Origin of the sequence: Halomonas sp. 111, assembly GCF_052379685.1 — a bacterium.
Taxonomy (GTDB): domain Bacteria; phylum Pseudomonadota; class Gammaproteobacteria; order Pseudomonadales; family Halomonadaceae; genus Vreelandella; species Vreelandella citrativorans.
This window is the reverse complement of the sequence record NZ_JBQSYV010000012.1, coordinates 20,863-44,508: the sequence shown is the minus strand read 5'-3', so window position 1 is coordinate 44,508 and position 23,646 is coordinate 20,863. Positions and strand designations below refer to the sequence as shown.

Genomic DNA, 23,646 nt, shown 5'->3' with positions numbered 1-23,646 from the left:
AGAGTACAAACATCCTGGTACTAAGCGTTTTCGCTGGCCAACAGTTCGGCTTCCATGGCTTCCAGCGACTCTTCCGCTGCTAGCCACTGCTGCTCGGAACTGTCCAGGCGGGCCTTGATGGTGGCTTGCTGGGACAGCGCCTCGGTAAGCTCGGCCTTGCGGCTGTTGTCGGTATAAAGCTCGGGGTCGGCCAGCACAGACTCTACGTCTTCCAGCTCGGCCTGGGCTTTTTCCATGGCTTTTTCAGCCTGGTCGCGCTCTTTTTTCAGCGGACGCAGCTTTTCACGCAGCTCGGCAGCGGCCTTACGGGCTGCCTTGCGCGCGTCGCGGCTATCCCCGCTGGGTTGCTGGTTCTGACGTTCGTTTTTCTCGCTGCGCGAATCGCGGCGGCTCTCCTCAAGGCGTGCCTTCAACCAGGCGCGATAATCCTCAAGGTCGCCATCAAACGGCTCTACACGGTTGTCCGCCACGCACCAGAACTCATCGACCGTAGCGCGTAGCAGGTGGCGGTCGTGAGAGACCAGAATCACCGTGCCCTCAAAGCCCGCTAGCGCTTCGGTCAGCGCTTCGCGCATTTCCAGGTCCAGGTGGTTGGTCGGCTCATCCAGCAGTAGTAAATTGGGCTTTTGCCAGGCGACCAGCGCCAGTGCCAAACGCGCTTTTTCACCGCCTGAAAAAGTAGCCACTTTGCCAAAGGCGTCATCGCCTTTAAAACCAAAGCCGCCCAGAAAGTTGCGAATCTCCTGGTCGCTGGCTCTAGGTGAAAGACGCTGGACATGCACAAACGGGGTAGAGGTGACATCCAACCCTTCCAACTGGTGCTGGGCAAAGTAACCAATTGCCAAGTGTTCACCGGGAACGCGCTTGCCGTTTAGCAGCTCAAGCTCGCCGGTCAAGGACTTGATCAGCGTTGATTTACCCGCCCCGTTAGGCCCCAGCAGGCCAATACGGCTGCCCGGCAGCAGGGTGATATTGACCTTGTCGAGCTGCACGGTGTCACGCTCTTTACCCCGATAGCCCAGCTGGGCCTGATCAAGTACCAGCAGCGGGTGCGAGGTTTTATCGGCGGCCGGCAGCGTGAAGTGAAAGGGCGAATCGACGTGGGCAATGGCAATATCTTCCATACGCTCCAGCATTTTTACCCGGCTTTGCGCCTGCTTCGCTTTGGTTGCCTGAGCTTTGAAGCGTGCAATAAAGCGCTCAATCTCTTCGCGGCGGGCCTGCTGCTTGGCGGCTTCGGCTTGTTGCAAGGCTAGCTTCTCGGCTCGCGTTCGCTCAAAGAGGGAGTAGTTGCCCCGATAAAGTTCAAGCGTCTGGTGGTGCATGTGCACTATGTGGTCACATACTGCATCCAGAAAATCGCGGTCGTGGGAAATCAGCAGCAGGGTGCCCGGGTAGCGGCTTAGCCACTGCTCCAGCCACAGCAGCGCGTCGAGGTCCAGGTGGTTGGTGGGCTCATCCAGCAGCAATAAGTCAGAGGGCATAAACAGCGTACGCGCCAGGTTAACGCGCATTCGCCAGCCGCCTGAAAAGTCGGAAAGCGGACGGGAAAGATCTGGCTGGAAAAAGCCAAGCCCAACCAGTAACTGGGCGGCGCGAGACTCTGCACGGTAGCCATCCAGGGTTTCGATTAGCCCGTGAAGCTCGGCTTCGCGGTGCGCTTCGCCCGCCTCCTGGGCGGCGAGCAGTTCGGCTTCAGCTTGGCGCAGGGCCTTATCGCCATCCAGCACATATTCGATAATTGGCCGATCAAGCGCTTCAACTTCCTGGGCCATATGAGCGATGCGTTGCCCACCGCTCATTTCAACATCGCCCTGGTCGGGGCCTAATTCACCCAGCAGGAGCTTGAAAAGGCTCGATTTACCAGCGCCGTTTGCCCCGATAATACCCGCCTTGATACCGTCGTGCAGGGTCAAGTCGGCGTTCTCGAGTAGCGTTTGCGTGCCGCGTTGCAGGGCGACTTGGCGCAGTGCGATCATGCTCTCTCCCAATGAAAAGTGGGTAAACCAATGCTCGATTCTAACCGATTGCGCCGCCTGGAGCAGATGCCATTATGGGATTTTGCTCTCTCGTTTTATAAAGCCCCCGGCGTTGAAGATGCCTGCCTGACGCTACAGGACACATTAGGCGTCGATGTGTGCGAGCTGTTATTTCACGGCTGGCTGTTTGTGAATGGGCTTGAAGCACGCCCAGAAGCGCTGGCGCCACAGCGTGAGCGGCGTCAGCTATGGCAGCGTGAGACCACAGAAGTGCTGCGTCATTTACGCCGCACGTTAAAGCCCCAGGCACGACACAGCGCCTCTGTTTCCGCTCTGCGTAAAACGATTCAGCAGGCTGAACTGCAGGCCGAACGTGAAAACCTTCAACGTTGGCAAAGGTGGGCGATCGAAAATTCTGACAGCGACCAGCGATTAACAAACTGCGCGTTGTTTTCGAACGATAGCGAAAAATGGCTGCAAGATAAGCTGTTTTTTGCCGAACTTGACAAAGGTTGCCAGGGTAAGCCAAGCGCGCGCGAAAGCGTGGTTAACGCTTGGCAAACCCTGGCAGCCCGGCTTGACCACTTCGAGTCACCGCGCTAGCCTGAAAATAAGCTGCTTTTGAATAATCTTTCGTTATGCGTCCGCTGACCCACAGCAATGGATAACGTTTTTGCGTGTCAGCGAATGTTAAAAAGCGAATGTAAAAAAACAAAGGCAGAATTTTTGCGCACTCGTACGGCGCGCTAACCACTGCAAGGGGAACATCGCATGAAGGCAAGCAAGTTAGTAACGACGGCTAGCGTTGGCGCACTGTTGCTGGGCATGACCGCGGCTGCCCAGGCAGACAACTGGCGCTACGCTCACGAAGAGTACGAAGGTGATGTACAGGATGTGTTCGCCTACGCATTCAAAGAGTATATCGAAGATAATTCCGACCACACCGTTCAGGTTTATCGCTTTGGCGAACTGGGCGAGTCTGACGACATCATGGAGCAGACTCAAAACGGCATTCTCCAGTTTGTTAACCAGTCACCGGGCTTTACCGGCGCGCTGATTCCAGAAGCTCAGATTTTCTTTATTCCTTACCTTCTGCCTACCGATCAAGATACGGTGCTAACGTTCTTCGACGAAAGCGAAGCGATTAACGAGATGTTCCCCGAGCTTTACGCTGAGCAGGGTCTTGAACTTCTTAAGATGTACCCAGAAGGCGAAATGGTGATTACCACCGATGAGCCGGTCAGCTCGCCCGAGGATCTGCAGAACAAGAAAATCCGTACCATGACCAACCCGCTGTTGTCAGAAACCTACAGCGCGTTTGGTGCAACACCCACGCCACTGCCGTGGGGTGAAGTATACGGTGGTCTGCAAACCGGGATTTTGGACGGCCAGGAAAACCCGATCTTCTGGATCGAGTCGGGCGGTCTCTATGAAGTCTCTCCGCACCTGACGTTTACCGGCCATGGCTGGTTCACCACCGCCATGATGGCGAACCAGGACTTCTATTCAGATCTTTCTGAAGAAGACCAGCAGCTGGTTCAAGATGCCTCTGAAGCTGCTTATGACCAAACCATGGAGCACATCCAGGGCTTGGCCGACGAAGCGCTGGAGAAAATCCAGGCGGCTTCTAGCGATGTGACCGTTACGCGTCTGAACGAAGAGCAGATTCAGATGTTCCGTGAACGGGCGCCACAAGTGGAAGCAGCCTTCCTCGAAATGACGGGTGAGGGTGGCGCTGAGCTGCTGGAGCAGTTCAAAGCCGACCTGGAAGCCACAAACCAGTAATGTTGAGTTGCCGTTTAAGGCAGAAAGGGTGACTCATATCAGGGGCAGCCACGGCTGCCCCTTTTCTATTGTTTATCGATACCTTTAAGGGGAGCAACGTGGTGGATAGTAGCCCCATACAAAAGGCGAAAAGCTTGAGTACCCCCTACGCTAAACGTATGTCGGTACTGCTCTCTCACCCTTCAACTTTGAACGTGGAATAACCTTGATGACTAGCATGTTATTGGCCGTTGCTAGCCATCGTCATGCCGCTAAACATGCCGTTAAAAAAGGAGCCCGGCCATGACCGATGAAGAATCCGAAAAGAGCTATCATTCTGGTTTACCCGGCGTGTTGGGAGTGATCGACACTGCAATTAGCAAAATCGAGTCAGTGATATTGGCGCTAGGGGTTTTGCTAATGGCGCTGAATACGGTCACCAATGTGATTGCCCGCTTTGTATTTGGCAATAGCATCATGTTCTCCGGTGAATTAAACCGCATTTTGATCATCATGATTACGTTTGCCGGTATTGGCTATGCGGCGCGCCATGGGCGTCATATACGCATGTCGGCAATTTACGACGCTTTACCGGTGGGTGGGCGTAAAGCGTTGATGATCTGCATTTCGCTCGTCACCTCTTTCATTATGTTCTTCCTGTTTTACTACTCGATCGTTTATATCCTCGACTTGTATAGCAAAGGACGCGTGCTGCCTTCGTTAAGTTTGCCGGTCTGGATAATTTATCTATGGGTGCCGATGGGCTTTTTCATCACTGGTATTCAGTACCTGCTAACCGCCATTAAAAACCTCACGAGTCGGGATGTGTATCTCTCAACGGGTGTGGTCGATGGTTATAAAGATACCGAAACTGAAGTTTGACGCAGGGCATCGTATCCTGAGGAAAGAGCTATGACGACAATAATGATAGTCACCATGATTGCCCTGCTACTGCTGGGCTTTCCCATGATGGTGCCGCTCATTGCAGCGGCGATCATCGGTTTTTACATGATGTTTAACGGCTTCGGCCAGATGGATACGCTGATTCAGCAAATGATGGCAGGCATACGGCCAGCCTCACTGATCGCGGTACCCATGTTTATTTTAGCGGCCGATATTATGACCCGCGGCCAATCGGCTAACCGTTTGATCGCGATGGTAATGTCGTTTATCGGCCATATTAAAGGCGGGCTTGCGGTCAGTACCGCGGCCTCTTGTACGTTGTTTGGCGCTGTTTCAGGCTCAACCCAGGCAACCGTGGTTGCGGTGGGTTCGCCGTTGCGGCCCAAAATGCTTAAAGCCGGCTACTCCGACTCCTTTACGCTGGCGCTGATTATTAATGCCAGCGATATCGCTTTTTTGATTCCGCCGAGTATTGGCATGATTATCTACGGGGTCGTGTCAGGCACATCGATTGGTGAGCTGTTTATCGCCGGTATAGGCCCCGGCCTTCTGATTCTGTTGATGTTTTCAGCCTACTGTATTACCTACGCCATCGTTAAGGATGTACCGACTGAGGCGAAAGCCAACTGGAGAGAGCGTGGCGTTGCGGTTCAAAAAGCGCTCTGGCCGCTGGGTTTCCCGGTTATTATTGTCGGCGGTATTTATGGCGGTATTTTTAGCCCTACGGAGGCTGCCGCAGCGTGTGTGCTGTATGCGGTGCTGCTGGAATTTGTGGTGTTTCGGTCCCTCAAAATGGCCGATATCTACACGATTGCTAAATCTACCGGCTTGATTACCGCTGTGGTGTTTATCCTGGTAGCCGTCGGTAATAGCTTCTCCTGGATTATTTCCTTCGCTCAAATTCCCCAAACGATCCTGGAAGCCGTAGGCGTGAATGATGCCGGGCCGACCGGCGTCTTGATCGCGATTTGTATCTCCTTCTTTATCGCTTGCATGTTCGTTGACCCTATCGTGGTTATCCTCGTGCTTACGCCTATCTTTGCCCCTGCCATTGCCGCAACAGGACTCGATCCGGTACTGGTCGGCATCTTGATTACCCTGCAGGTAGCGATTGGCTCGGCCACACCGCCGTTTGGCTGCGACATCTTTACCGCGATTGCGATCTTTAAGCGGCCTTACTGGGAAGTTATTAAAGGCACGCCGCCGTTTATCTTTATGCTCATCCTGGCGGCCGCGCTTCTCATCATGTTCCCGCAGATTGCGCTGTTTCTACGCGACCTGGCGTTCCGCTAGCCTTCCATTAAGGAGAACTGCATGTTTAACCGCATTTTAGTCCCGGTGGATGGCTCGAAAGGCGCCATTAAGGCGCTCGATAAAGCAGTAGGGCTACATCTACTAACGGGCGCTGAGCTCTATTTCTTGTGCGTATTCAAGCACCACAGCCTGCTTGAGGCGTCACTTTCCATGGTACGCCCCAATCAGTTGGATATTCCCGACGATGCGTTAAAAGAGTACGCCACCGAGATCGCTATACACGCGAAAAACCATGCCATTGAGCAAGGCGCGGACAGCACGAGCGTGCGTGCTTTTGTTAAAGGTGGTCGGCCTTCACGTACCATTGCACGCTTCGCCTGGAAGCGAGAGTGCGATTTGATCGTGATTGGTGCTCAAGGCACTAACGGCGAAAAGAGCATGCTGCTGGGCAGTGTATCTCAGCGGGTGGCCGGTGCGGCGCATTGTCCCACCTTGGTGGTGTAGCTTCGTTGTAGACACTGCGGCTGGCGTAAGCGTGCTTCACAAGGTTAAACCTCTTGGTAAAAGCGAGGTCGTACCAAGCGTAGCTACATCTTAACTATGGTTTTAACTACGGTCGTAACAACAGCGCCCGTTTCAGGTAGATACACCCTGAAGCGGGTGTTAGGCTTTGAAGCACTTAATATCTGGCGTATTGCGCCGTCGAATAAGGTTACTTTTTTATGAAAACACTGCTCTCCTCAACGGCTCTGACAGGTCTGCTTTTAGTGGCACCGTTTGTTGCTGCGGCCCCTGAAACTGACGATCAGCGCCTTGCCTACAGCCTTGGGGTTACGCTGGGTGAAAGCATGAAAGCGGATATCGGCGACCTTGACCTGGATGCGTTTAACGACGGCATGCGTGATGTGTTCGAGGACAATGAGTTGGCGCTCGACGAAGAGCAAATGGTTGAGGCCATTATGGCCTTCCAGGAGCGCTCTTTGGAGGCGCGTGAACAGGAAGCCGCTGAGATCGGCCAGGCAAACCTCGAGGAAGGCGAAGAGTTCCTGGCAGAAAACGCCGAGCGTGAGGGCGTAGAGGTGACGGATTCTGGCCTGCAGTACGAAGTGCTTGAGTCGGGCGATGGCGCAACGCCCGGGCCTGAGGACACTGTTGAGGTGAATTACGAAGGCATGCTGCTGGATGGCACGATATTCGACAGCTCGTTTGAGCGCGGCGAGTCGGTTAGCTTCCAGGTCAATCAAGTTATTGAAGGCTGGCAGGAAGGCCTGCAGATGATGAGCGTTGGCGATAGCTGGATGCTGTATATCCCTGCTGACCTGGCTTACGGCGAAAACGGCCAAGGCCCAATTGGCCCCAATGAAATGCTCACGTTCCGGGTTGAACTGTTAGGCGTTGAATAATCCATGCCTATGGCCCTGCGGGTAGCTCACACGCTAAGTGCGTTGTTGTTGCTAAGCGGCCCGCTGGCAGCCAGTGCAATGGCTGAAACGCCTGAGCGTTTGCCCGCGCTGAATGCCATGTCAGAGCAGGCAAGCGTCGTCGGCGTTTCATCAGGCGGTTATATGGCAACCCAGCTAGCGGTTGCCTGGCCTGAGCGCTTTAGCGGTGTAGGCGTGCTGGCGGCAGGGCCTTGGGGCTGTTCGCAGGGCTCCTTAAATCTTGCGCTTAATCAATGCATGCAAACCCGTGCAGGCCAGCCAGCCTTGGACAGGCTAGACGCACGTTGGGCGGGTTATAAAAGGCATGACCGGGTCGGTGCTCGTGAAGACCTGGCTCAGCTCCGTGCCTTTATCTGGTATGGCGGTGCCGATGATGTCGTACAGCCCGAGCTGGCTGAGCTATTGGCCAAGCAGTGGTTGGGCTGGCTGGCATCGCCTGAGCAGCTGCAACGGGTGCGTAATCAGGCCGCGGGGCATGGCTGGCCAGTCCAGCTACGCGAAGAGGAAGCCGTTGGCCCGCAGGAATTAGGCAACTGCCGCCAGGGCGGTGGTAGCCATGTGCTGGCCTGTGATGAAGATGTTGCGCAAGAAATGCTTGCCTGGTTATACCCCGAACGTGACGCTTCTATTTCCGCAGCTACTTCCACAACTACTTCCGCAACGGGAGAGCTGGTTGCTTTCGATCAGTCGGAGTTTGCGGTTAAAGGGCTCGCGGACACGGGGTATGTATTTATTCCCGCAGCATGTGAAGAGGAAGCATGCCCGGTCACTATTGCACTGCACGGCTGCCAAATGAGCGCTAGCGCTATTGGTGATACCTTTGTTAGCCATAGCGGTTTGAATCGTTGGGCCGCCAGCCACCAGCAGATAGTGCTTTACCCACAAGCTGACAGCAGCTTGTCGAACCCGCAAGGGTGCTGGGATTGGTGGGGGTATGCAGAAAGCCTCTGGCAGAAAAATCCGCTGCACGATACCCGTGAAGGCGTCCAGGCGAGCGCGCTCATGCGTATGCTTGACCGTTTGGAAGCCGCGCCGGTTATGCCGGTTATGTCTGACTAGTTCTGCCTGGCTAGCTCTTCTTTACCACTTCAAAGTCAAACCAGCTCCCCATATCTCCCTCCGGTGTTTCAAGAATCACGCGTGCCCGCCAGGGCGTAGCAGTTTGCACCTCTTTATCCACTTGGCCTTGACCACGAAAACGGCTTGGCGTGATGGCATCCAGCACAAAGCGCTCAATCCTCGAATCTCGATAGCGGTCGACCAAATCCACGTTGACCTGATGAGCGGGAATGCCTTGAATATCGACTTTCAACGGTAAAGAGGCGAGCGCTTCTATAGGACCGTTAACATCAATATGAAAGGTCAACTGGCGTCCACTGCCCAGTGCGACTGAACAAGGGTGAGCATGGACATCGCAACTGGCGGCGGAAGGGAACCAGGTAACGTGGCTTTTATCGTGGTATTGATGAAAAAATACGTACCATGTAGACATCGCCAGTGCTAAACCGGTGACTAAAATCAGCACCTTGAGTCCCTGTAAACCTGAAAAACCAGCAGTTTTAGGTAGTATCTTCATGGCAGAATACCGCTACGCAGGCCGTGAGGCGGAGTGTCGTTTCATGGTAACAGTAAACGTGTCGATGTCGTTGTGCTGTGATGTCGCAGTCACTAAGGAAAGCTCATGGAGAGTATTACCGCTGCGCTAGGGCCCCTGTTCCTACTGATTTTATTAGGAGCGGGCTTAGGCTACTGGCGCTGGCCCGGTGCAGATTTTTGGCCGCAAATGGAGCGGCTAATTTACTTTGTGCTTTTCCCGGCCATGCTGGTGGGAACGCTGGCCACCGCCGATGTCAGCCAGGTCCCGGTAGGGCGCTTGGCCCTGGTGCTATTAGGCGCCATTGCGTTTTTTGGGCTGCTGATCTGGTGGTTTCGCCATTGGCTACAGCTAACGCCTGCAGCGTTTACCTCGGTGTTTCAAGGTGCGGTGCGCTTTAACACCTATGTAGGTGTAGCGGGGGCCGCGGCATTGCATGGCGAGTTAGGTGCAACCACGGCAGCGGTTGCCGTGGCGCTGATGGTGCCCGTGGTGAACATCATGTGTGTGGCAAGTTTTGTGGCTGCCGGCACATTAGGCAGTGCGAGCATGGGTAAAAGCGTCATGGCGCTGGTGAAAAACCCGCTGATCCTCGCCTGCCTGGCAGGCATAGGATTAAACCTGAGCGGCATTGGCCTGCCAGGATGGAGTGAGGACACCGTCGGCCTGCTAGGGCGCGCCGCGCTCCCACTAGGGCTGGTTGCCGTGGGGGTGGCACTACGCCCGGCCGCGCTGTTACGCATTGACCGTGGCCTGCTAGCGACCAACAGCGTCAAATTGTTACTAATGCCAGCGCTGGTATTGGTGCTGGCGTGGGCGCTAGGTCTGGATATCGTTAGCCGGGACGTGGCGCTGCTGTTTGCAGCACTTCCCACGGCAACCTCGGCCTATATTCTGGCCCGCCAGTTAGGTGGTGACGCTGAGCTAATGGCAGCCATTATCACCGGTCAAACGCTACTCGCCATGCTCACGCTTCCGCTCTGGTTACAGCTCTCAGGGTAAGATGTAAAAATAAATAAAAAGTATTCGCATTTGTATTGACGGGTTAAATGATAATGATTATATTGTGCTTGTAGCGTTTAATGAGTCGCTACAGACCACGACAGCGAGCCGCCAGTTCGTTGTCATGGTTTCTCCCTCTCATTGCTAGTCACGGTCTTTTGCCACTCCTTTGGAGTGGCTTTCTTTTTTGCACATTACGTAAATTATTTTTTGTAATAAGTGCAGGATGGTGAATTAAAGTAATGCCGCCAGTTGGGGCCAAGTCAAATCAATCCTGTTACAGCAGTCTTTGCCCATCAATTCAACGAATTCTGGGCTGTTTTGGATGTATAACCACTACTGCTTGTTCAGTCCTCAGTATCTCATCCAAGCGTTTAATTTATCGAAGAAAGCGAGACATTGGTTGAGTTGCTCTATTTCTATAAATTCGTCGGGCTTATGGGCTTGCCGGATGGAGCCAGGCCCAAGTATTACGGAAGGTATACCGCCATCAACTTCGAAAACGCCACCTTCAGAGCCATAAGACACTTTTCCTCCATGCTCGGGAAGAATGGGCTCAAGTTGTTTAAACATCTCGCTGTCAGTGGCATCGCCCATGGCAGGGTAGGCAAACAACTCTTGCCACTCAATGGCGGAATCTGATGATTGGCGCTGCATTTCGGGCAGCAGGGCCGACTCGATATCGTTGATCAGCGTTTGAATATCCGTGGCGGCCGCATCTTGATCAATGCTACGCAGCTCAAAGATAAAGCTGCAAGTATCAGGGGTAACGTTGGTTGCTACACCGCCTTCAATAATGGTGGTAAGGGTGGTGGCATGAGGAACGGTAAAATCGTGATCGAAGGGGCCGTCTTGCTCATATCGTCGTGCTCGTTCAGCGATCATGGTGATGATACGCGAGGCATACTCGACGGCGTTGACGTGCTGGGGAGAAAACGATGAGTGACCGCCTTCTCCGCGCACCGTCACTCGCATGGCGATCTTGCCTTTCTGGCCGTTGATCAGCTTCATTTCGCTGGGCTCGCCAATAATCGCCAGCGCCGGTGGTACTTTCAGTTCTGATAGATAGCGTGCGATGGCGGGCGCCCCCAGGCAGCCCACTTCTTCATCGTGAGAGAAACAGAAATAGAAGGGGCGCTGTAGTTCAGCGTTGGCAAACGCCGGTGCTGCCGCCATGACGCACGCTGCAAAACCTTTCATGTCGCAGGTGCCGCGACCAAACAGGCGACTGCCACGCTGCTCCATTTTGAAAGGATCACTTTGCCAACTCGCCGGGTTGGCAGGAACCACGTCCGTATGGCCAGAGAGAACGATGCCAGGTAGGTCGGCCGGGCCCAAGCGAGCGACCAGGTTGGCTTTCTCACCGCTCTTATCCGGTAACACCGTCACATCCGCGCCTAGATTGATGAAGAATTTCTCCATGTAGTCAATAAGCTTGAGGTTGGAGTACGCACTCGTTGTGTCGTAAGCGATCAGGTCGGCAAGGTGTGATATTGAAGCTGCCAACTGCGGGTGAGCGTTCGGCGTGGTACTAGCTTGCATGGTGTTAAATCCTCGGCAATAGGGGAGTCGTTGGCTCAAACCTGGGCTTTTTTAAGTTGCTGACGAATCGTTACTACCACCACAAATATCGCCAAAGACGCGAACAACCAGGTGATCGGCGATGACACCAGAATGCTGGGATCACCACGAGATAGGGCAAGGGCGCGACGCAGGTTTTCTTCCAGCATTGGGCCAAGAATGAACGCGATTAAAAAGGGTGCGGCAGGAATAGCGAACAGGAACATGAAAAAGCCAAATACGCCCATCGCCAGCAGCACGATGACGTCATACATGCTGTTGGAGATCGAAAAAATACCGAACACGCACAGGGAGAGGACAATCGGCGCCATCAAGCCAGGCGGAATACGTGAGATATGTGAGAAAAAGCGCATCGTTGTCTTGCCTGCCCCAAACAGCAAAACGGATGAGAACAGCATGCCAATAAACAGCATGTAGACCTCATGAAGGTTGTTCTCAAACAGCATGGGGCCTGGGGTCATGCCGTGAATCATAAAGGCACCCAGCATCACGCCCGTAATCACATCGCCTGGTACGCCCAGGGCTAGCAATGGAATCATGGTGGAGCCACAGCAGCCATTATTGGCAGACTCTGATGCCGCGATGCCTTCCAGCTCGCCTTTACCAAAGTTTTCGCGGTTCTTTGAACTACGCTGTGCTTCGCCGTAGGAGGAGAAAGCCGCCGCCGAAGGGCCAATGCCGGGAATCGCCCCCATCACGACCCCAATCATGCTGCCTTTGAGCATTGCCTTTAAGGAACGGCGCAGCTCATCGCGTGTTACGCGGTTATCGCCCAGCTGCATGGGCTTATGGTTTTGGTTGTGACGAAACACAATAATCTTAAGAAGCTCGGGAATCGCAAACAGGCCAATCAGCACGGGTGCCACGGCCAAGCCGCTCTGCATATCCACTGTCAGGTCAAAGCGGAACGAGCCGTACATATCTTCACCCACGGTGGCCAACAAAAGCCCCAGGCATGCAGAAACCAGCCCAAGCAGTAGCGAGCGCCCGGATACGCCCGCCACGGTAGTGAGCGCAAAAATCATCAGCATGAAATATTCGGGAGGACCGATACGCAGTGCGAGAAGTGCCAGTGGCGCGGCGATAAAAAACAGTGAGAGATTGGAAATAAAATCCCCGGTACATGAGGAGTAGAGCGCCATGTTAAGGGCTTTGCCCGCCTTTCCCTGTTGGGCCAGAGGGTAGCCATCAAGGGTGGTGCAGGCGGCTGAAGCAGTACCTGGGGTTTTGATCAATATCGCCGATACCGAGCCGCCATAGGTCGAGCCTTTATAAAGCGCGACAAGCAGCAAAATACTCGGGATAGGCTGCATGTAAAAGGTGAAGGGCAGCGCCAACGTAACGGCCATGGTGCCGGTCATGCCGGGAATCGCGCCAATAATCACTCCACCCCAGATACCGGCGGCCATGATCAGGAAATTCTCAATGGTGGCCACCGCCTGAAAGGCAACCAGCAGATCGTTGAGCATAGTGGTCAGTCCTGTACGCGACAGTTAAATTCCGAGAACCTTGAAAAGGCTGCCAACCGGGAAACGCGTATTGAGAGCGCTGGAGAAAAACAGGTAGAGAAGCATTGGAAGTACGATGGCTACGATGGTTGCCACTATTTTGTGGCGCCAATAACCCGTCAGTACCAGCATCACCATTAACAGCAGGATGCTCGATAACAAGAACCCTAATAGCGTCACTGCGCCGATAAAGAGCGCAAAGGCCAGTACTGTCCAACCGAAGCGAGTGAGTAGCGTGGCAAGGGGTGTACCGCCGCGAAGGGCGCTGGCATCTTCAGGGTCAGCGAGTGCTTCGGTTTTACGGGAAAACGATAGCCCGACAAGCAGCACTCCCAGCGCCATGCCCAGCATGGAAACCGTTCGTGGCCACATACCAGGCGGTGGTGCAAACCCCGGAATAAAGCGTGGGCGGGGCACATAGGCGGGGATCAGTAAAAAAAGCACGATCCCGAACAGCGCTGTAATAACCAAGCCGCGTGTTATACCCATGACCCCTCCAGCGATGAAGTGATATATACCGTCGTTACGCGATGTTTAGCGTGTATTTATTCCAGATAGCCAAACTGTTCAGCCAAGGAGCGATAGAACTCGTATTGCTCTTCTGCATACGTCTCCATATCGACACTGCCGATGGTAGAAATCGAGCCACGGCCTTCGGCACGGCTGAGCCACGTCTCATCTTCGGCAACCTGCTCCATTACCTGGCTCCAGGTATTCATCACTTCTTCGGGCAGGTCAGGCGGGCCGTACAAAGCGCTCCAGCCAATGACCTGGCCTGCCAGCTCATAGCCCAGCTCTTCGGCGGTGGGCACTTCCGGCAGCGCTTCCATACGCTCGGGTGAGAACACCATTAACGGGCGCATATCGCCACTCTCGATATGCGGCATCAGTGACGCTGCCGCGATGGCGAGAAAATCAACGTGTCCACCTAGCAGGGCCGTTGCCAGCTCGCCGCCGCCCCGATAAGGAATCAATGTTGCCGCCGTTAGCGGGTCCATTCCTGTATCAGCAAGCAGTGATTGCACCGTAAAACCATCAATGGCGGTGGCGCCAGAGGCGGCGTAGCTCATTGCTCCAGGGTTGTTTTCGATGCCTTCCAGCAGATCCTCAACGCTTTCGTAGGGGGAGTCATCGGCCACGGCCAGAATCATGGGGGTGGCTTCAAGCGGGCTGATAAACGTGTACTCATCCCAGTCAACGCTACTGTTTTCATTGACTGCCGGTGACAGCGCCATGCCGACGCGGGCCAGTAAGAGGGTGTAACCATCGGCCTCGGCCTGTGTCACGTCGCGAGCACCGGTCATTCCACCGGCGCCGGCCTGGTTGACGACAGTAACAGGCTGGCCTAGATATTCGCGCGCAGACTCCGCCAAGGCCCGGCCCGCAAGGTCAGAAGCGCCGCCCGGGCCATAAGGAACAACGAGCGTGACGGGTTCGGAAGGATAGCTTTGAGCATAGGCGGTGGACGCAGCGAGAAGCGTTGCCGCCGTTAAGCTTAGGGTGAGTTTCATACTTATCTCCGCAGCAGTTGTTAGAAGTTTTATTAAACGGCGTTGCCAGCAGCAGTTTTAAACCCAGCTTATTCAACATAGACAAGTATGAAAACTGTTTCAATAATTCAATTAAGTATGCATAAATGTTCTAGTAGAGGGCCGAAATTGCAAGCTTACGGCTTATAACGTCTGTTTTAATCTGCCAATGATTTAGCTAACGTTTTTAAGGCGAGTTTAAGATAATGAAAATAAAAGAGATTGAAGCATTTGACGCGTTTATGAAGCACGGCACGACCAAGGCGGCCGCAGAGATGCTGGGCATTAGCCAGTCAATGGTGAGTCGCTTGCTTACTGGGCTTGAGGAAGCGTTGGGTTTTGCATTATTCAAACGTACGCGTAATCAGCTTTCACCCACATCCGAAGCATTTTTATATCACGCCTCTGTCTTACGGCTTATGGCGAGTATTCGAGATACTCAGAAAGATGCGGATGCAATTTCCAACAATCAGCTGGGCAGTATTGTCGTCGCAGCTCAACCCATTTTTTGCGATACTTTTTTACTCGACGTTATTAAGCGCTTTAAACAAAAACACCCTAATGTAGGCGTGCGATTGATTGATGCAGGTTTACAAGAGTTGCTTAAAATGATCGACAACAATACCTGCGACGTAGCATTGGGAATTACGCTTGAAGCGGATACCTACGGCGCAAAGGTCACAAGTCTGGCGCGCTGTTCTGCGCGCTGCATCATGCACCGCACCCATCCACTCGCGAAACAGGACGTTATATCGCTGTCTAGTTTGCAGAATCAGGCATTTGTTGAGCTGATGGCAGATAGCCCTCTGCGTGCCCGTGTGGATTACATGATGCAAACAGTGAATATCAAAAGACATATGGCGGCTGAAATGCGCCATATGCGAGGGGTGTGTGCATTGGTTGACCGAGGACTTGGCGTCGCCGTCATTGATCCTGTTGCAGAACTACTGCTGCCGGGAACAGCCGTCGTGTCAAAGGCGATGGAACCCACCATCGAATGGGAAATTGCCTTGCTTAAATCTAAACACAAGCCGTTAAGCAACGTAGCCGAATCCTTCTGCGAAGAAATATACGCCGAAATCGATAGCTTGCATAAAATGGAAATATTAACGTCCCTTAATGTAAAAAGGGAAACATAAAGCAGTAAAGGGAAATATAGGGCAAAGAGAAGCCACTGGCGGGGCACCTGCCGACGTTTTATGGGAAGCATCACTTGCCCAATGTTACGCCTGGCAGGCGAAGGTGGCCGAAAGCAGTAACTTACGCCTCGCGCCGATAAATCAGATCCCACACGCCGTGGCCCAACTTCTCGCCACGGGCTTCAAACTTGGTCAGTGGGCGGAAGGCGGGGCGGGGTACATAGGGCGCCGTGTCGGCATCGGCTGTGTTGGCGTAGCCGGGAGCGGCTTCCATTACCTCGGCCATCCATTCGGCATACGCTTCCCAGTCGGTCGCCATGTGGAAGGTGCCGCCGGGTTTTAAGCGTGTACGAATCAGTTCGACAAACGCGGGCTGCACAATGCGCCGCTTGTGGTGCTTTTTCTTCGGCCAAGGGTCGGGGAAAAACAGCTGCACGGTGTCGATTGAGCCTTCCGGCAGGCACTTCTCCAGTACGGCCAGCGCGTCTTCCTTGTAGATGCGCAGGTTGGTCAGGCCGCGCTTGTCCACTTCATCCAGCAGCTTGCCGACGCCCGGCGAATGTACTTCGATACCGATAAAGTCGGTGTCCGGGTGGGTTTCGGCCTGCTCGATCAGCGAGTTACCCATGCCAAAACCGATTTCAACCACGCGGGGGGCTTCCCGGCCAAATAGTGCGGTCAGGTCCTGCAGGCCGTCGTCAATCGTTAGGCCAAAGCGTGGCCATACGTCTTCAAGGCCCCGGTTCTGGGCTTGAGTCATGCGCCCAGCACGGATTACATAGCTTTTAATACCGCGACGATGCAGCGGCGCTTCAGCGCTTTCTGGCCCGGTTGAGGACTCGTCGGTACTTTTAATATCAGTCATAAGATCTCTTAACCGTTAATGCGGCCAGCAAAAGGTGATGAAGGGTCTGCCGTTTGGCGGCGCGGCATGCGCCCGGCCAGGAAAGCATCGCGTCCGGCTTCTACGGCGCTCTTCATGGCGCGCGCCATGCGTAGCGGTTCACGAGCGTGGGCAATGGCGGTATTCAACAGCACGCCATCGCAACCCAGCTCCATGGCCATGGCCGCGTCGGACGCCGTACCGATACCGGCATCCACCAGCACCGGTACGCTGCTTTGTTCCACAATCAGGCGTACGTTGTGCGGGTTCTGAATGCCGTGGCCTGAACCAATCAGCGAGCCCAGCGGCATGATGGCGCAGCAACCCATGGCTTCAAGTTCGCGTGCCACAATGGGGTCGTCGCTGGTGTACACCATGACGTCAAAGCCATCGGCCAACAGCGTCTCGGCGGCTTTCAGGGTTTCGACCACATTGGGGTAAAGCGTGGTCTCATCGCCCAGTACTTCCAGTTTGACCAACTTGTGGCCATCCAGCAGTTCGCGGGCCAAGCGACAAGTGCGTACGGCGTCTTTGGCGGTGTAGCAGCCTGCCGTGTTAGGCAGCAGGGTATAGCGCGACGGTGAAATCACGTCGAGCAGGTTGGGTCCGGCTTCCTGGCCCAGGTTGGTACGGCGTACGGCAAAGGTCACAATCTCGGCGCCACTTTCGGCAATCGCCGCACCGGTCTCGTCGAAGTCTTTATATTTGCCGGTGCCGACCAGCAGGCGAGAACTAAAATTACGTCCGGCGATAGTAAACGGCGCATCGTTTTGAAGTGTCATAGCGAATCCTGGTTAAAGCGCAAGAAATAGGGCGTAGCCAGTGGAAGGATCATGAGAGCTGCGGGCTAGCCACCGCCAATGGCGTGCACCACTTCGACCTGGTCATCCTCGGCCAAGGGAGTGATGGCTAGCTGGCTGCGTGGCACAATCTCTTCGTTGATCTCTACCGCGACCCGCCGACCCGTAAGCGCCAATTGATCGATTAGATCCGCAGCCGTCAGGCCCGCTTCCAGCGTGTAAGGCTCGCCATTGAGTTGAATTTGCATAAGGGCGTCTCGTCTATCGAGGCATAGGGTCTATAAGAGTTAGGGCTAACCCTAGCGAAATACCAAAAAGTGCCTCTATTGTAGCGGTTTCCTGCGGCGCAAGGTATGCCGAGTCGTACGCGCGCTTATACAGGCGCGCTAACACCTTGAAAGGAGCAGTAATGCAACGTAGCGAACGAATCATTTGGTGCCTGGTAGCGCTCTCTGGAGCTATCACGGTCATGGTGGGCGCGTATGCTGCTCATGGCCTGGCCGCGCGAGTATCGGCGGAGTTGGTGCACGCTGCTGAAACCGGAGTGCGCTACCAGGCTTGGCACACACTGGCGATAATGGCGGTACTGGTCGGTCAGCGTGTGTTTGGCTTCAAGGGCTGGCAGTGGCCAGTTGCGCTGTGGGGCTTGGGCATGGTGGGTTTCTCCGGCTCGCTTTATGCCATGGCGATGGCCGGTTTGAATGCAGGCATCGGGACGCCTATTGGTGGCGTTTTACTGATTGCCGGGTGGCTGATGCTGGCGGTAGCGGTGATAAGAAGCCCTTAACAAGCCTCTAACTAAACAGCCCCTGGTAGATCCGCTGGCGCATCGATATCACGCAAGATGCCCGCATCCGCGACCGGGCATTCCCGCAGGCGTGAGGCGTGCTGCTGGATCACACCCTTGGCACCGTCACTGCCGCTTAGCCTCTCAAGCGCGGGCCACATTGTCCGTCCGAAAATCACCGGGTGCCCCTGCTGGCCTTCAAAGCAGGGTCGCACGATGGTGTCTCGGCAGGCCAAGCGCTGCAGGGTCAGCAGCGTTTTTGGATCAACATAGGGCATATCGCCGAGCAGAATCGCTACTGCGTCAATGCCATCCAGGCCGGGGTCACGGTCCAGTGCGCCTATCGCTTCAGCCAGGCTTGCCCCCAGGCCAAGGTGCGCCTGGTGAACGCGCACCAGCGGCATGTCTTTGGGAAGGCCTAATAACGCCGGATCGTCCTCTTCACGTACGGCCACGCGCAGGTGGATAAATGCTTTTTGGACGTTGGCGACCGAGGCGGCCAGCAGCGTTTGGCCATCCGGCAGAAGCGCACAGCGTTTATCGTCGGCCCCGAAGCGGCGAGAGTAACCCGCAGCCATCAGAAGAGCCACGACGCGGTTAGAGTTCATCAAGCGTTTTTCCATGCTGAACGCGCACAATATCCGCCATGACGGCCAAGGCAATTTCGGCGGGGGTCTTGCTGCCCAGCGCCAGGCCAATCGGCATGTGGATGCGCTCGACCTGTACGTCTGTCAGCCTGCCGGAGCGGGTAAGCCGCTCGGCCCGTGCCGCCGAAGAGCGCCGTGAACCCATCACGCCAATATAGAAGGCGGGCGTATGCACGGCTTCCATCATGGCGAGATCATCAATGCGTGGGTCGTGAGTAAGCGCCACAATGGCCGTAGCGCCATGGCAGTTGCCAGAGGCAATGTACTGCGAAGGCAGCAGCGCCTTCACATCCACGCCGGGTACGCCAAAATTTCGGCAAGCCGTCTCGTCCGGATCGCAGACGATCACTTCAAACCCCAGTGTGACGGCAAAGCTGGCGCAGGGCGTTGAAATCGCTGAGATCCCCGCGATGATCAGCCGCCGGGCAGGAGCAAGGCGCATCTGAACGATGTCTTGCTCAACGTCCTTTACCACACGGGGACCTAATCCCGTCTCGGCAGAAAAGTAGCGCTCCCCGCTGGATAAATGCACGTTGCGCAGCACGCGTTCTTGGCCCTGAAGTGCTGCGAGCAGCGTGGTCAGGTGTCCAAACGTGTCTGGTGTGGCGGGCAGGCGCTCAATAAGCACTTCGAGCATGCCGCCGCAGGGCAGGGAGATGTTCGTTCCTTGATCCGCTTCGGGGTCGCCATAGCGCACCAGCGTAATGGGGCGATCAAACGCGCGCTCACTCAGGCGCTGGATAAAGTTCTCCTCCACACAGCCCCCGGATAGCGAGCCGATATGTTGGCCATCTTGCCTGACCGCCATCCACGAGCCGGGCGCGCGGGGCGATGAGCCAAACGTGGCCAGCACGGTACATAGCCACACCGTTTCGCCTTCCTCGCACCATGCGTGTGCTTGCTCAATAACCTGCAAATCCAAGTGTTGCATTCAAACGCTTCCAATAGTGGGCAAACGGCATCCATGCCAGCCGTGCGAGTGCAATCCAATCACTGTGCATATTAGCCTAGCGCAACGACGCAATCAGGGCAGAGGATTGGGCCTCCTACCACGATTATGACTATGCTGAAGTCTTTGTGGCATTCAATACGCCATGGCAATGCACAAGGAGGGCATGTTCATGAACTCTTCTAATAATGTCGAAAGACGATCCAAGGCCGTAGCTACCGATAGCACCATCGTATCCCTTACCGTTAATGGCAAACACCATACGCTGACGCTGGATAACCGCACTACGCTGCTGGATGCCCTGCGTGAGGATTTGAAGCTCACCGGCAGCAAAAAAGGCTGTGATCTGGGGCAGTGTGGTGCCTGTACGGTGTCCGTTAACGGCGAGCGCATCAACGCTTGCCTGTCGCTTGCGGTAATGCACGAAGGCGATGAGATAGTCACTATTGAAGGAAAAGCCGACGCCGAACAGCTTGATCCCATGCAGCAGGCGTTTGTTGAGCATGACGCTTTCCAGTGCGGCTATTGCACCCCGGGGCAGATTTGTTCGGCAAGCGCCGTGCTGGAAGAAATTCGTGCAGGCATTCCCAGTCACGTGACGCAAGACCTCACCGCTCCCATCGAGATAACGGATAGCGAAATTCGCGAGCGGATGTCGGGCAATCTTTGTCGCTGCGGTGCTTACGCCAATATTTTAGACGCTATTCATCAGGCAGCGGAGGAGGGCGCATGAAATCCTTCTCTTATGAACGCGTAAGTGACCCCGCCCAAGCCGCCGCTCGTGCTGCACACGTGCCGGGCGCCAGGTTTATTGCTGGCGGCACTAACCTGCTTGACCTGATGAAGCATGAGATTGAAACCCCGGCGCATTTGATTGATGTCACCCACACCGACTTAAACGACATTACGCCCACCCGCGACGGCGGTTTGCGCATCGGGGCGATAGTGCGCAATAACGCGCTGGCGGCTGATGCAAGAATACGCCGCGACTACAGCGTGCTAACCCGGGCGCTGGTCTCGGGTGCCTCAGGCCAGTTGCGCAACAAAGCGACGACCGGCGGCAATCTTCTACAGCGTACCCGCTGCCCGTATTTTTACGATACCGGCATGCCCTGCAATAAACGTAAGCCCGGGGCAGGCTGCGCCGCCCTTGGCGATGGCGCCGTTACGCGCCAGCTGGGTGTCATCGGCACCTCAGACGCGTGCATTGCCACGCACCCTTCCGATATGGCCGTTGCGCTGCGTGCGCTGGACGCTGATGTCGAAACGGTAACCCCTAATGGCGAAACCCGGCGCCTGACGTTGGATGAGTTTTATCGCCTGCCCGGTGACACTCCTCATGTGGAAAATGCGCTGGAACCGGGCGAGATGATTACCGCCGTGCTACTCCCCCCGCCGGTGGAAAGCCGCCAAGCGTATTACAAGGTACGCGACCGCGCCTCCTATGCGTTTGCACTGGTGTCCGTTGCGCTTATGCAGAAGCCTGACGGCACCGGACGTATCACGCTGGGCGGGGTAGCCCCTAGGCCCTGGCAGCGCGATGAGGCCGATGCAGTCTTACCGGAAGGGGCGCAAGCGGTCATGGCGCGGCTACTGGATGGCGCACGCCCGACGCAAGACAACGCCTTCAAGGTAACGCTGGCTGAACGAACGCTTGCCGCGCTGCTGGCGCAGGAGTAACCCATGGATTTCAATCAAGCGACAGACGACAACCTGTTTGATCACGCGCGTATCATCGGCAAACCCCATACGCGAATCGATGGGATCCTTAAGGTAACCGGCCAGGCGCCCTACGCCTATGAGCGCCATGACGTGGTGGCCAATCAGCTGGTGGGTTACCCCTTGTGTGCCACCATCGCCAACGGCCGCGTGACATATATGGATGCCTCTGCGGCGCGTGCTGCCCCCGGCGTAGTAGACGTGGTCACCACCTTGGACATTGAGCCGCTGGAGCGCGCGGATAGCAATGTCGCCCGGCTGTTTGGCGGTGACACCATCCAGCATTATCACCAAGCGATTGCCGTGGTGGTGGCAGAAACGCTGGAGCAGGCACGTGGCGCGGCTTCCCTGATTGAGGTGCGCTATGAAGAAACGCCCGGCGTGTTTGATCTTGAAAGCGCCTGGGAGCGGCTTCAGAACACCGGCGAGCCGGAGGCCGAGGTAGGCGATGTGGAGGCCACCTTTCAAGGCGCGGTGGTGACCCTTGACGAAGTCTACCGTACTGCTTCCCAGAGCCACGCCATGATGGAGCCGCACGCGTCTATCGTCGACTGGTCCGATGGCGGCCAGATGACGGTGTGGACCTCGAACCAGATGATCGAGTGGACGCGTAAGGCGCTGGCGACCACCCTCAGTATCGACCCCGACACCATCCGGCTGGAGAGCCCCTTCGTGGGAGGTGGCTTTGGCGGTAAGTTGTGGCTGCGGGCGGATACGGTGCTTGCCGCGCTGGGTTCACGGGCGGTGGGCCGCCCGGTCAAGCTCGCCTTGCCACGCCAACTGATGTTCAACAACACCACCCATCGCTCGGCGACTATCCAGCGACTTCGTATTGCCGCTGACGCCGAGGGCCATATCACCGCTTTTGACCACTCGGCAGTCTCGCATACGCTACCCGGCGGCAGCGGTGAAGACCCGGTCAATCAGACTCGCCATTTCTATGCCGGTGAACATCGCCGCGTGGCTCATCAGCCTATCGATATGGGGCTTCCCGAATCGGCGGATATGCGTGCGCCTGGCGAGGCCTCAGGCTTGGCCGCGCTGGAAATCGCCATGGATGAAATGGCTGAAAAGCTGGGTATGGACCCGGTCGAATTCCGTATTCTTAACGATACCCAGGTCGACCCCGAAGATTCCTCTAAGCCCTTTAGCGAACGTCACTTTGTCGAGTGCTTACGCCAGGGCGCCGAGAAGTTTGGTTGGGCTGAGCGTAGCCAAACGCCGGGTAAAAAGCGCCAAGGCCAGTGGCTGATTGGCTATGGCGTGGCGGGTGCCTACCGCGGGGCGCCGACTCTGAAATCCGGCGCACGCGTGCGCCTGCGGAGCGGGCGGTTGGTGGTAGAAACCGATATGACCGATATCGGCACGGGTTCCTATACCATCATTGCCCAGACCGCTGCAGAAACCATGGGGCTAGAAATCGATGCAGTAGAGGTTCGCTTGGGTAACAGCGCCTACCCGACATCCTCAGGTTCGGGCGGGCAGTTTGGCGCGGCAAGCTCGACGGCTGGGGTGTATGCCGCCTGTGTTGCGCTTCAATCTGAAATAGCCAAGCGGCTGGAGATAGACGCACCGCGTTTTGAAAATGGCCGCGTGCTGGCAGATAACACCGTCCTGGCGCTAGCGGATGTCGCGGCAGGTGAAGAGCTGGTGGCCGAAGATTCGATCAATTTTGGCGACTTTAAAGACAAGATGCAGATTGCCACCTTCGCTGCGCACTTTGTGGAGGTGGCCGTGCACGCCCATACCGGCGAAACGCGCATTCGGCGCATGCTCTCGGTATGCGATGCGGGGCGTATCCTCAACCCGACCACGGCGCGCAGCCAGGTACTGGGAGGCATGACCATGGGGGCAGGCGCAGCCTTGATGGAAGGCATGAGTCCTGACCTGGAGCGCGGCTTCTTTGTGAACCACGACCTTGCAGGATATGAAGTGGCGGTCCACGCCGATATTCCCGAGCAGGAGGTGATTTTCCTGGATACCACCGATGCTGCATCCTCTCCCTTGAAAGCCAAAGGCGTGGGCGAGCTAGGCATCTGCGGCGTGGCGGCGGCCGTCGCTAACGCGATGTATAACGCGACGGGAGTGCGGGTGCGCGAGTATCCGATGACGCTGGACCGTATGCTTGATCAGCTACCCGCCACGTAACACGCGTAAGTCACGCTT

24 protein-coding genes are annotated in these 23,646 nt (G+C 55.8%); 13 read left to right on the top strand and 11 right to left on the bottom strand.

Annotation, left to right across the window (positions count from 1 at the left end; all coding sequences use genetic code 11):
• Nucleotides 1-20: 20 nt before the first annotated feature.
• Complete coding sequence (locus ACT3T7_RS10560; RefSeq protein WP_444631010.1) at nt 21-1,979, bottom strand: ATP-binding cassette domain-containing protein; 1,959 nt, start codon at nt 1,977-1,979, stop codon at nt 21-23.
• Between the two features lie 30 nt (nt 1,980-2,009).
• Between ACT3T7_RS10560 and ACT3T7_RS10555 the strand changes: the two genes are divergently transcribed.
• The 7 genes from ACT3T7_RS10555 to ACT3T7_RS10525 all read left to right on the top strand — a co-directional run bounded on the left by ACT3T7_RS10555 (nt 2,010) and on the right by ACT3T7_RS10525 (nt 8,401).
• Nucleotides 2,010-2,582: a TIGR02444 family protein gene (locus ACT3T7_RS10555; RefSeq protein ID WP_192526886.1), complete on the top strand. Its 573-nt coding sequence runs from the start codon at nt 2,010-2,012 to the stop codon at nt 2,580-2,582.
• A gap of 168 nt (nt 2,583-2,750) precedes the next feature.
• Nucleotides 2,751-3,764 (top strand): TRAP transporter substrate-binding protein, encoded by a 1,014-nt coding sequence (locus ACT3T7_RS10550; RefSeq protein ID WP_192526887.1) that lies wholly within the window; start codon nt 2,751-2,753, stop codon nt 3,762-3,764.
• A 282-nt stretch (nt 3,765-4,046) separates the two neighbouring features.
• The gene (locus tag ACT3T7_RS10545) at nt 4,047-4,625 is read left to right on the top strand and encodes a TRAP transporter small permease (RefSeq protein ID WP_192526888.1); all 579 of its coding nucleotides are present in this window, start codon (nt 4,047-4,049) and stop codon (nt 4,623-4,625) included.
• Between the two features lie 30 nt (nt 4,626-4,655).
• Nucleotides 4,656-5,939: a TRAP transporter large permease gene (locus ACT3T7_RS10540; protein WP_192526889.1), complete on the top strand. Its 1,284-nt coding sequence runs from the start codon at nt 4,656-4,658 to the stop codon at nt 5,937-5,939.
• A gap of 21 nt (nt 5,940-5,960) precedes the next feature.
• The gene (locus tag ACT3T7_RS10535; RefSeq protein ID WP_172116854.1) at nt 5,961-6,404 is read left to right on the top strand and encodes a universal stress protein; all 444 of its coding nucleotides are present in this window, start codon (nt 5,961-5,963) and stop codon (nt 6,402-6,404) included.
• A 218-nt stretch (nt 6,405-6,622) separates the two neighbouring features.
• On the top strand, nt 6,623-7,303 hold the full coding sequence (locus ACT3T7_RS10530; RefSeq protein WP_192526890.1) for an FKBP-type peptidyl-prolyl cis-trans isomerase: 681 nt from the start codon (nt 6,623-6,625) through the stop codon (nt 7,301-7,303).
• A gap of 3 nt (nt 7,304-7,306) precedes the next feature.
• The gene (locus tag ACT3T7_RS10525) at nt 7,307-8,401 is read left to right on the top strand and encodes a poly(3-hydroxybutyrate) depolymerase (protein WP_444631009.1); all 1,095 of its coding nucleotides are present in this window, start codon (nt 7,307-7,309) and stop codon (nt 8,399-8,401) included.
• Nucleotides 8,402-8,411: 10 nt separating this feature from the next.
• Here the strand turns inward: ACT3T7_RS10525 and ACT3T7_RS10520 are convergent, their stop codons facing one another.
• The gene (locus ACT3T7_RS10520; RefSeq protein ID WP_444631008.1) at nt 8,412-8,918 is read right to left on the bottom strand and encodes a hypothetical protein; all 507 of its coding nucleotides are present in this window, start codon (nt 8,916-8,918) and stop codon (nt 8,412-8,414) included.
• 105 nt (nt 8,919-9,023) lie between these two features.
• Between ACT3T7_RS10520 and ACT3T7_RS10515 the strand changes: the two genes are divergently transcribed.
• Nucleotides 9,024-9,938: an AEC family transporter gene (locus ACT3T7_RS10515; RefSeq protein ID WP_444631007.1), complete on the top strand. Its 915-nt coding sequence runs from the start codon at nt 9,024-9,026 to the stop codon at nt 9,936-9,938.
• Nucleotides 9,939-10,292: 354 nt separating this feature from the next.
• Here the strand turns inward: ACT3T7_RS10515 and argE are convergent, their stop codons facing one another.
• The 4 genes from argE to ACT3T7_RS10495 are packed head-to-tail and all read right to left on the bottom strand — an operon-like array spanning nt 10,293 to nt 14,538.
• A complete protein-coding gene (gene argE, locus ACT3T7_RS10510; protein WP_444631006.1) occupies nt 10,293-11,480 on the bottom strand; it encodes an acetylornithine deacetylase in 1,188 nt (395 codons plus the stop codon).
• A 35-nt stretch (nt 11,481-11,515) separates the two neighbouring features.
• On the bottom strand, nt 11,516-12,988 hold the full coding sequence (locus ACT3T7_RS10505; protein WP_444631005.1) for a tripartite tricarboxylate transporter permease: 1,473 nt from the start codon (nt 12,986-12,988) through the stop codon (nt 11,516-11,518).
• A 24-nt stretch (nt 12,989-13,012) separates the two neighbouring features.
• Complete coding sequence (locus tag ACT3T7_RS10500) at nt 13,013-13,516, bottom strand: tripartite tricarboxylate transporter TctB family protein (RefSeq protein WP_444631004.1); 504 nt, start codon at nt 13,514-13,516, stop codon at nt 13,013-13,015.
• 56 nt (nt 13,517-13,572) lie between these two features.
• Nucleotides 13,573-14,538 carry a Bug family tripartite tricarboxylate transporter substrate binding protein gene (locus tag ACT3T7_RS10495; protein ID WP_444631003.1) on the bottom strand — a complete coding sequence of 322 codons (966 nt, stop codon included), beginning with the start codon at nt 14,536-14,538 and terminating at the stop codon, nt 13,573-13,575.
• 224 nt (nt 14,539-14,762) lie between these two features.
• Between ACT3T7_RS10495 and ACT3T7_RS10490 the strand changes: the two genes are divergently transcribed.
• Nucleotides 14,763-15,695, top strand: a complete 933-nt coding sequence (locus tag ACT3T7_RS10490; RefSeq protein WP_444631002.1) for a LysR family transcriptional regulator — start codon at nt 14,763-14,765, stop codon at nt 15,693-15,695.
• Nucleotides 15,696-15,816: 121 nt separating this feature from the next.
• On the opposite strand, the gene trmB is transcribed toward ACT3T7_RS10490, so the two are convergent.
• From trmB to thiS, 3 genes are all read right to left on the bottom strand, one after another.
• Nucleotides 15,817-16,560, bottom strand: coding sequence for a tRNA (guanosine(46)-N7)-methyltransferase TrmB (gene trmB, locus ACT3T7_RS10485; protein ID WP_172116864.1), 744 nt, complete (start codon nt 16,558-16,560; stop codon nt 15,817-15,819).
• An 8-nt stretch (nt 16,561-16,568) separates the two neighbouring features.
• The gene (locus ACT3T7_RS10480) at nt 16,569-17,360 is read right to left on the bottom strand and encodes a thiazole synthase (RefSeq protein WP_087110513.1); all 792 of its coding nucleotides are present in this window, start codon (nt 17,358-17,360) and stop codon (nt 16,569-16,571) included.
• 65 nt (nt 17,361-17,425) lie between these two features.
• A complete protein-coding gene (gene thiS, locus ACT3T7_RS10475; protein ID WP_172116865.1) occupies nt 17,426-17,626 on the bottom strand; it encodes a sulfur carrier protein ThiS in 201 nt (66 codons plus the stop codon).
• Between the two features lie 161 nt (nt 17,627-17,787).
• Between thiS and ACT3T7_RS10470 the strand changes: the two genes are divergently transcribed.
• A complete protein-coding gene (locus ACT3T7_RS10470; RefSeq protein ID WP_172116866.1) occupies nt 17,788-18,165 on the top strand; it encodes a DUF423 domain-containing protein in 378 nt (125 codons plus the stop codon).
• A gap of 11 nt (nt 18,166-18,176) precedes the next feature.
• Here ACT3T7_RS10470 and ACT3T7_RS10465 read toward each other — a convergent pair whose 3' ends face one another.
• On the bottom strand, nt 18,177-18,773 hold the full coding sequence (locus tag ACT3T7_RS10465) for a nucleotidyltransferase family protein (protein WP_444631001.1): 597 nt from the start codon (nt 18,771-18,773) through the stop codon (nt 18,177-18,179).
• Nucleotides 18,763-19,743, bottom strand: a complete 981-nt coding sequence (locus ACT3T7_RS10460) for an XdhC family protein (RefSeq protein ID WP_444631000.1) — start codon at nt 19,741-19,743, stop codon at nt 18,763-18,765. The genes ACT3T7_RS10465 and ACT3T7_RS10460 overlap by 11 nt, the downstream gene beginning before the upstream one ends.
• A 190-nt stretch (nt 19,744-19,933) precedes the next feature.
• On the opposite strand from ACT3T7_RS10460, the gene ACT3T7_RS10455 reads away from it, so the two are divergent.
• Genes ACT3T7_RS10455 through paoC form a run of 3 tightly spaced genes read left to right on the top strand, consistent with a single transcriptional unit; the run spans nt 19,934 to nt 23,628 of the window.
• A complete protein-coding gene (locus ACT3T7_RS10455; protein WP_172116869.1) occupies nt 19,934-20,494 on the top strand; it encodes a 2Fe-2S iron-sulfur cluster-binding protein in 561 nt (186 codons plus the stop codon).
• Nucleotides 20,491-21,441, top strand: a complete 951-nt coding sequence (locus ACT3T7_RS10450; RefSeq protein ID WP_172116870.1) for an FAD binding domain-containing protein — start codon at nt 20,491-20,493, stop codon at nt 21,439-21,441. Before ACT3T7_RS10455 ends, ACT3T7_RS10450 begins: the two co-directional genes overlap by 4 nt.
• Nucleotides 21,442-21,444: 3 nt before the next feature.
• Nucleotides 21,445-23,628: an aldehyde oxidoreductase molybdenum-binding subunit PaoC gene (gene paoC, locus ACT3T7_RS10445; RefSeq protein WP_444630999.1), complete on the top strand. Its 2,184-nt coding sequence runs from the start codon at nt 21,445-21,447 to the stop codon at nt 23,626-23,628.
• Nucleotides 23,629-23,646 lie beyond the last annotated feature (18 nt).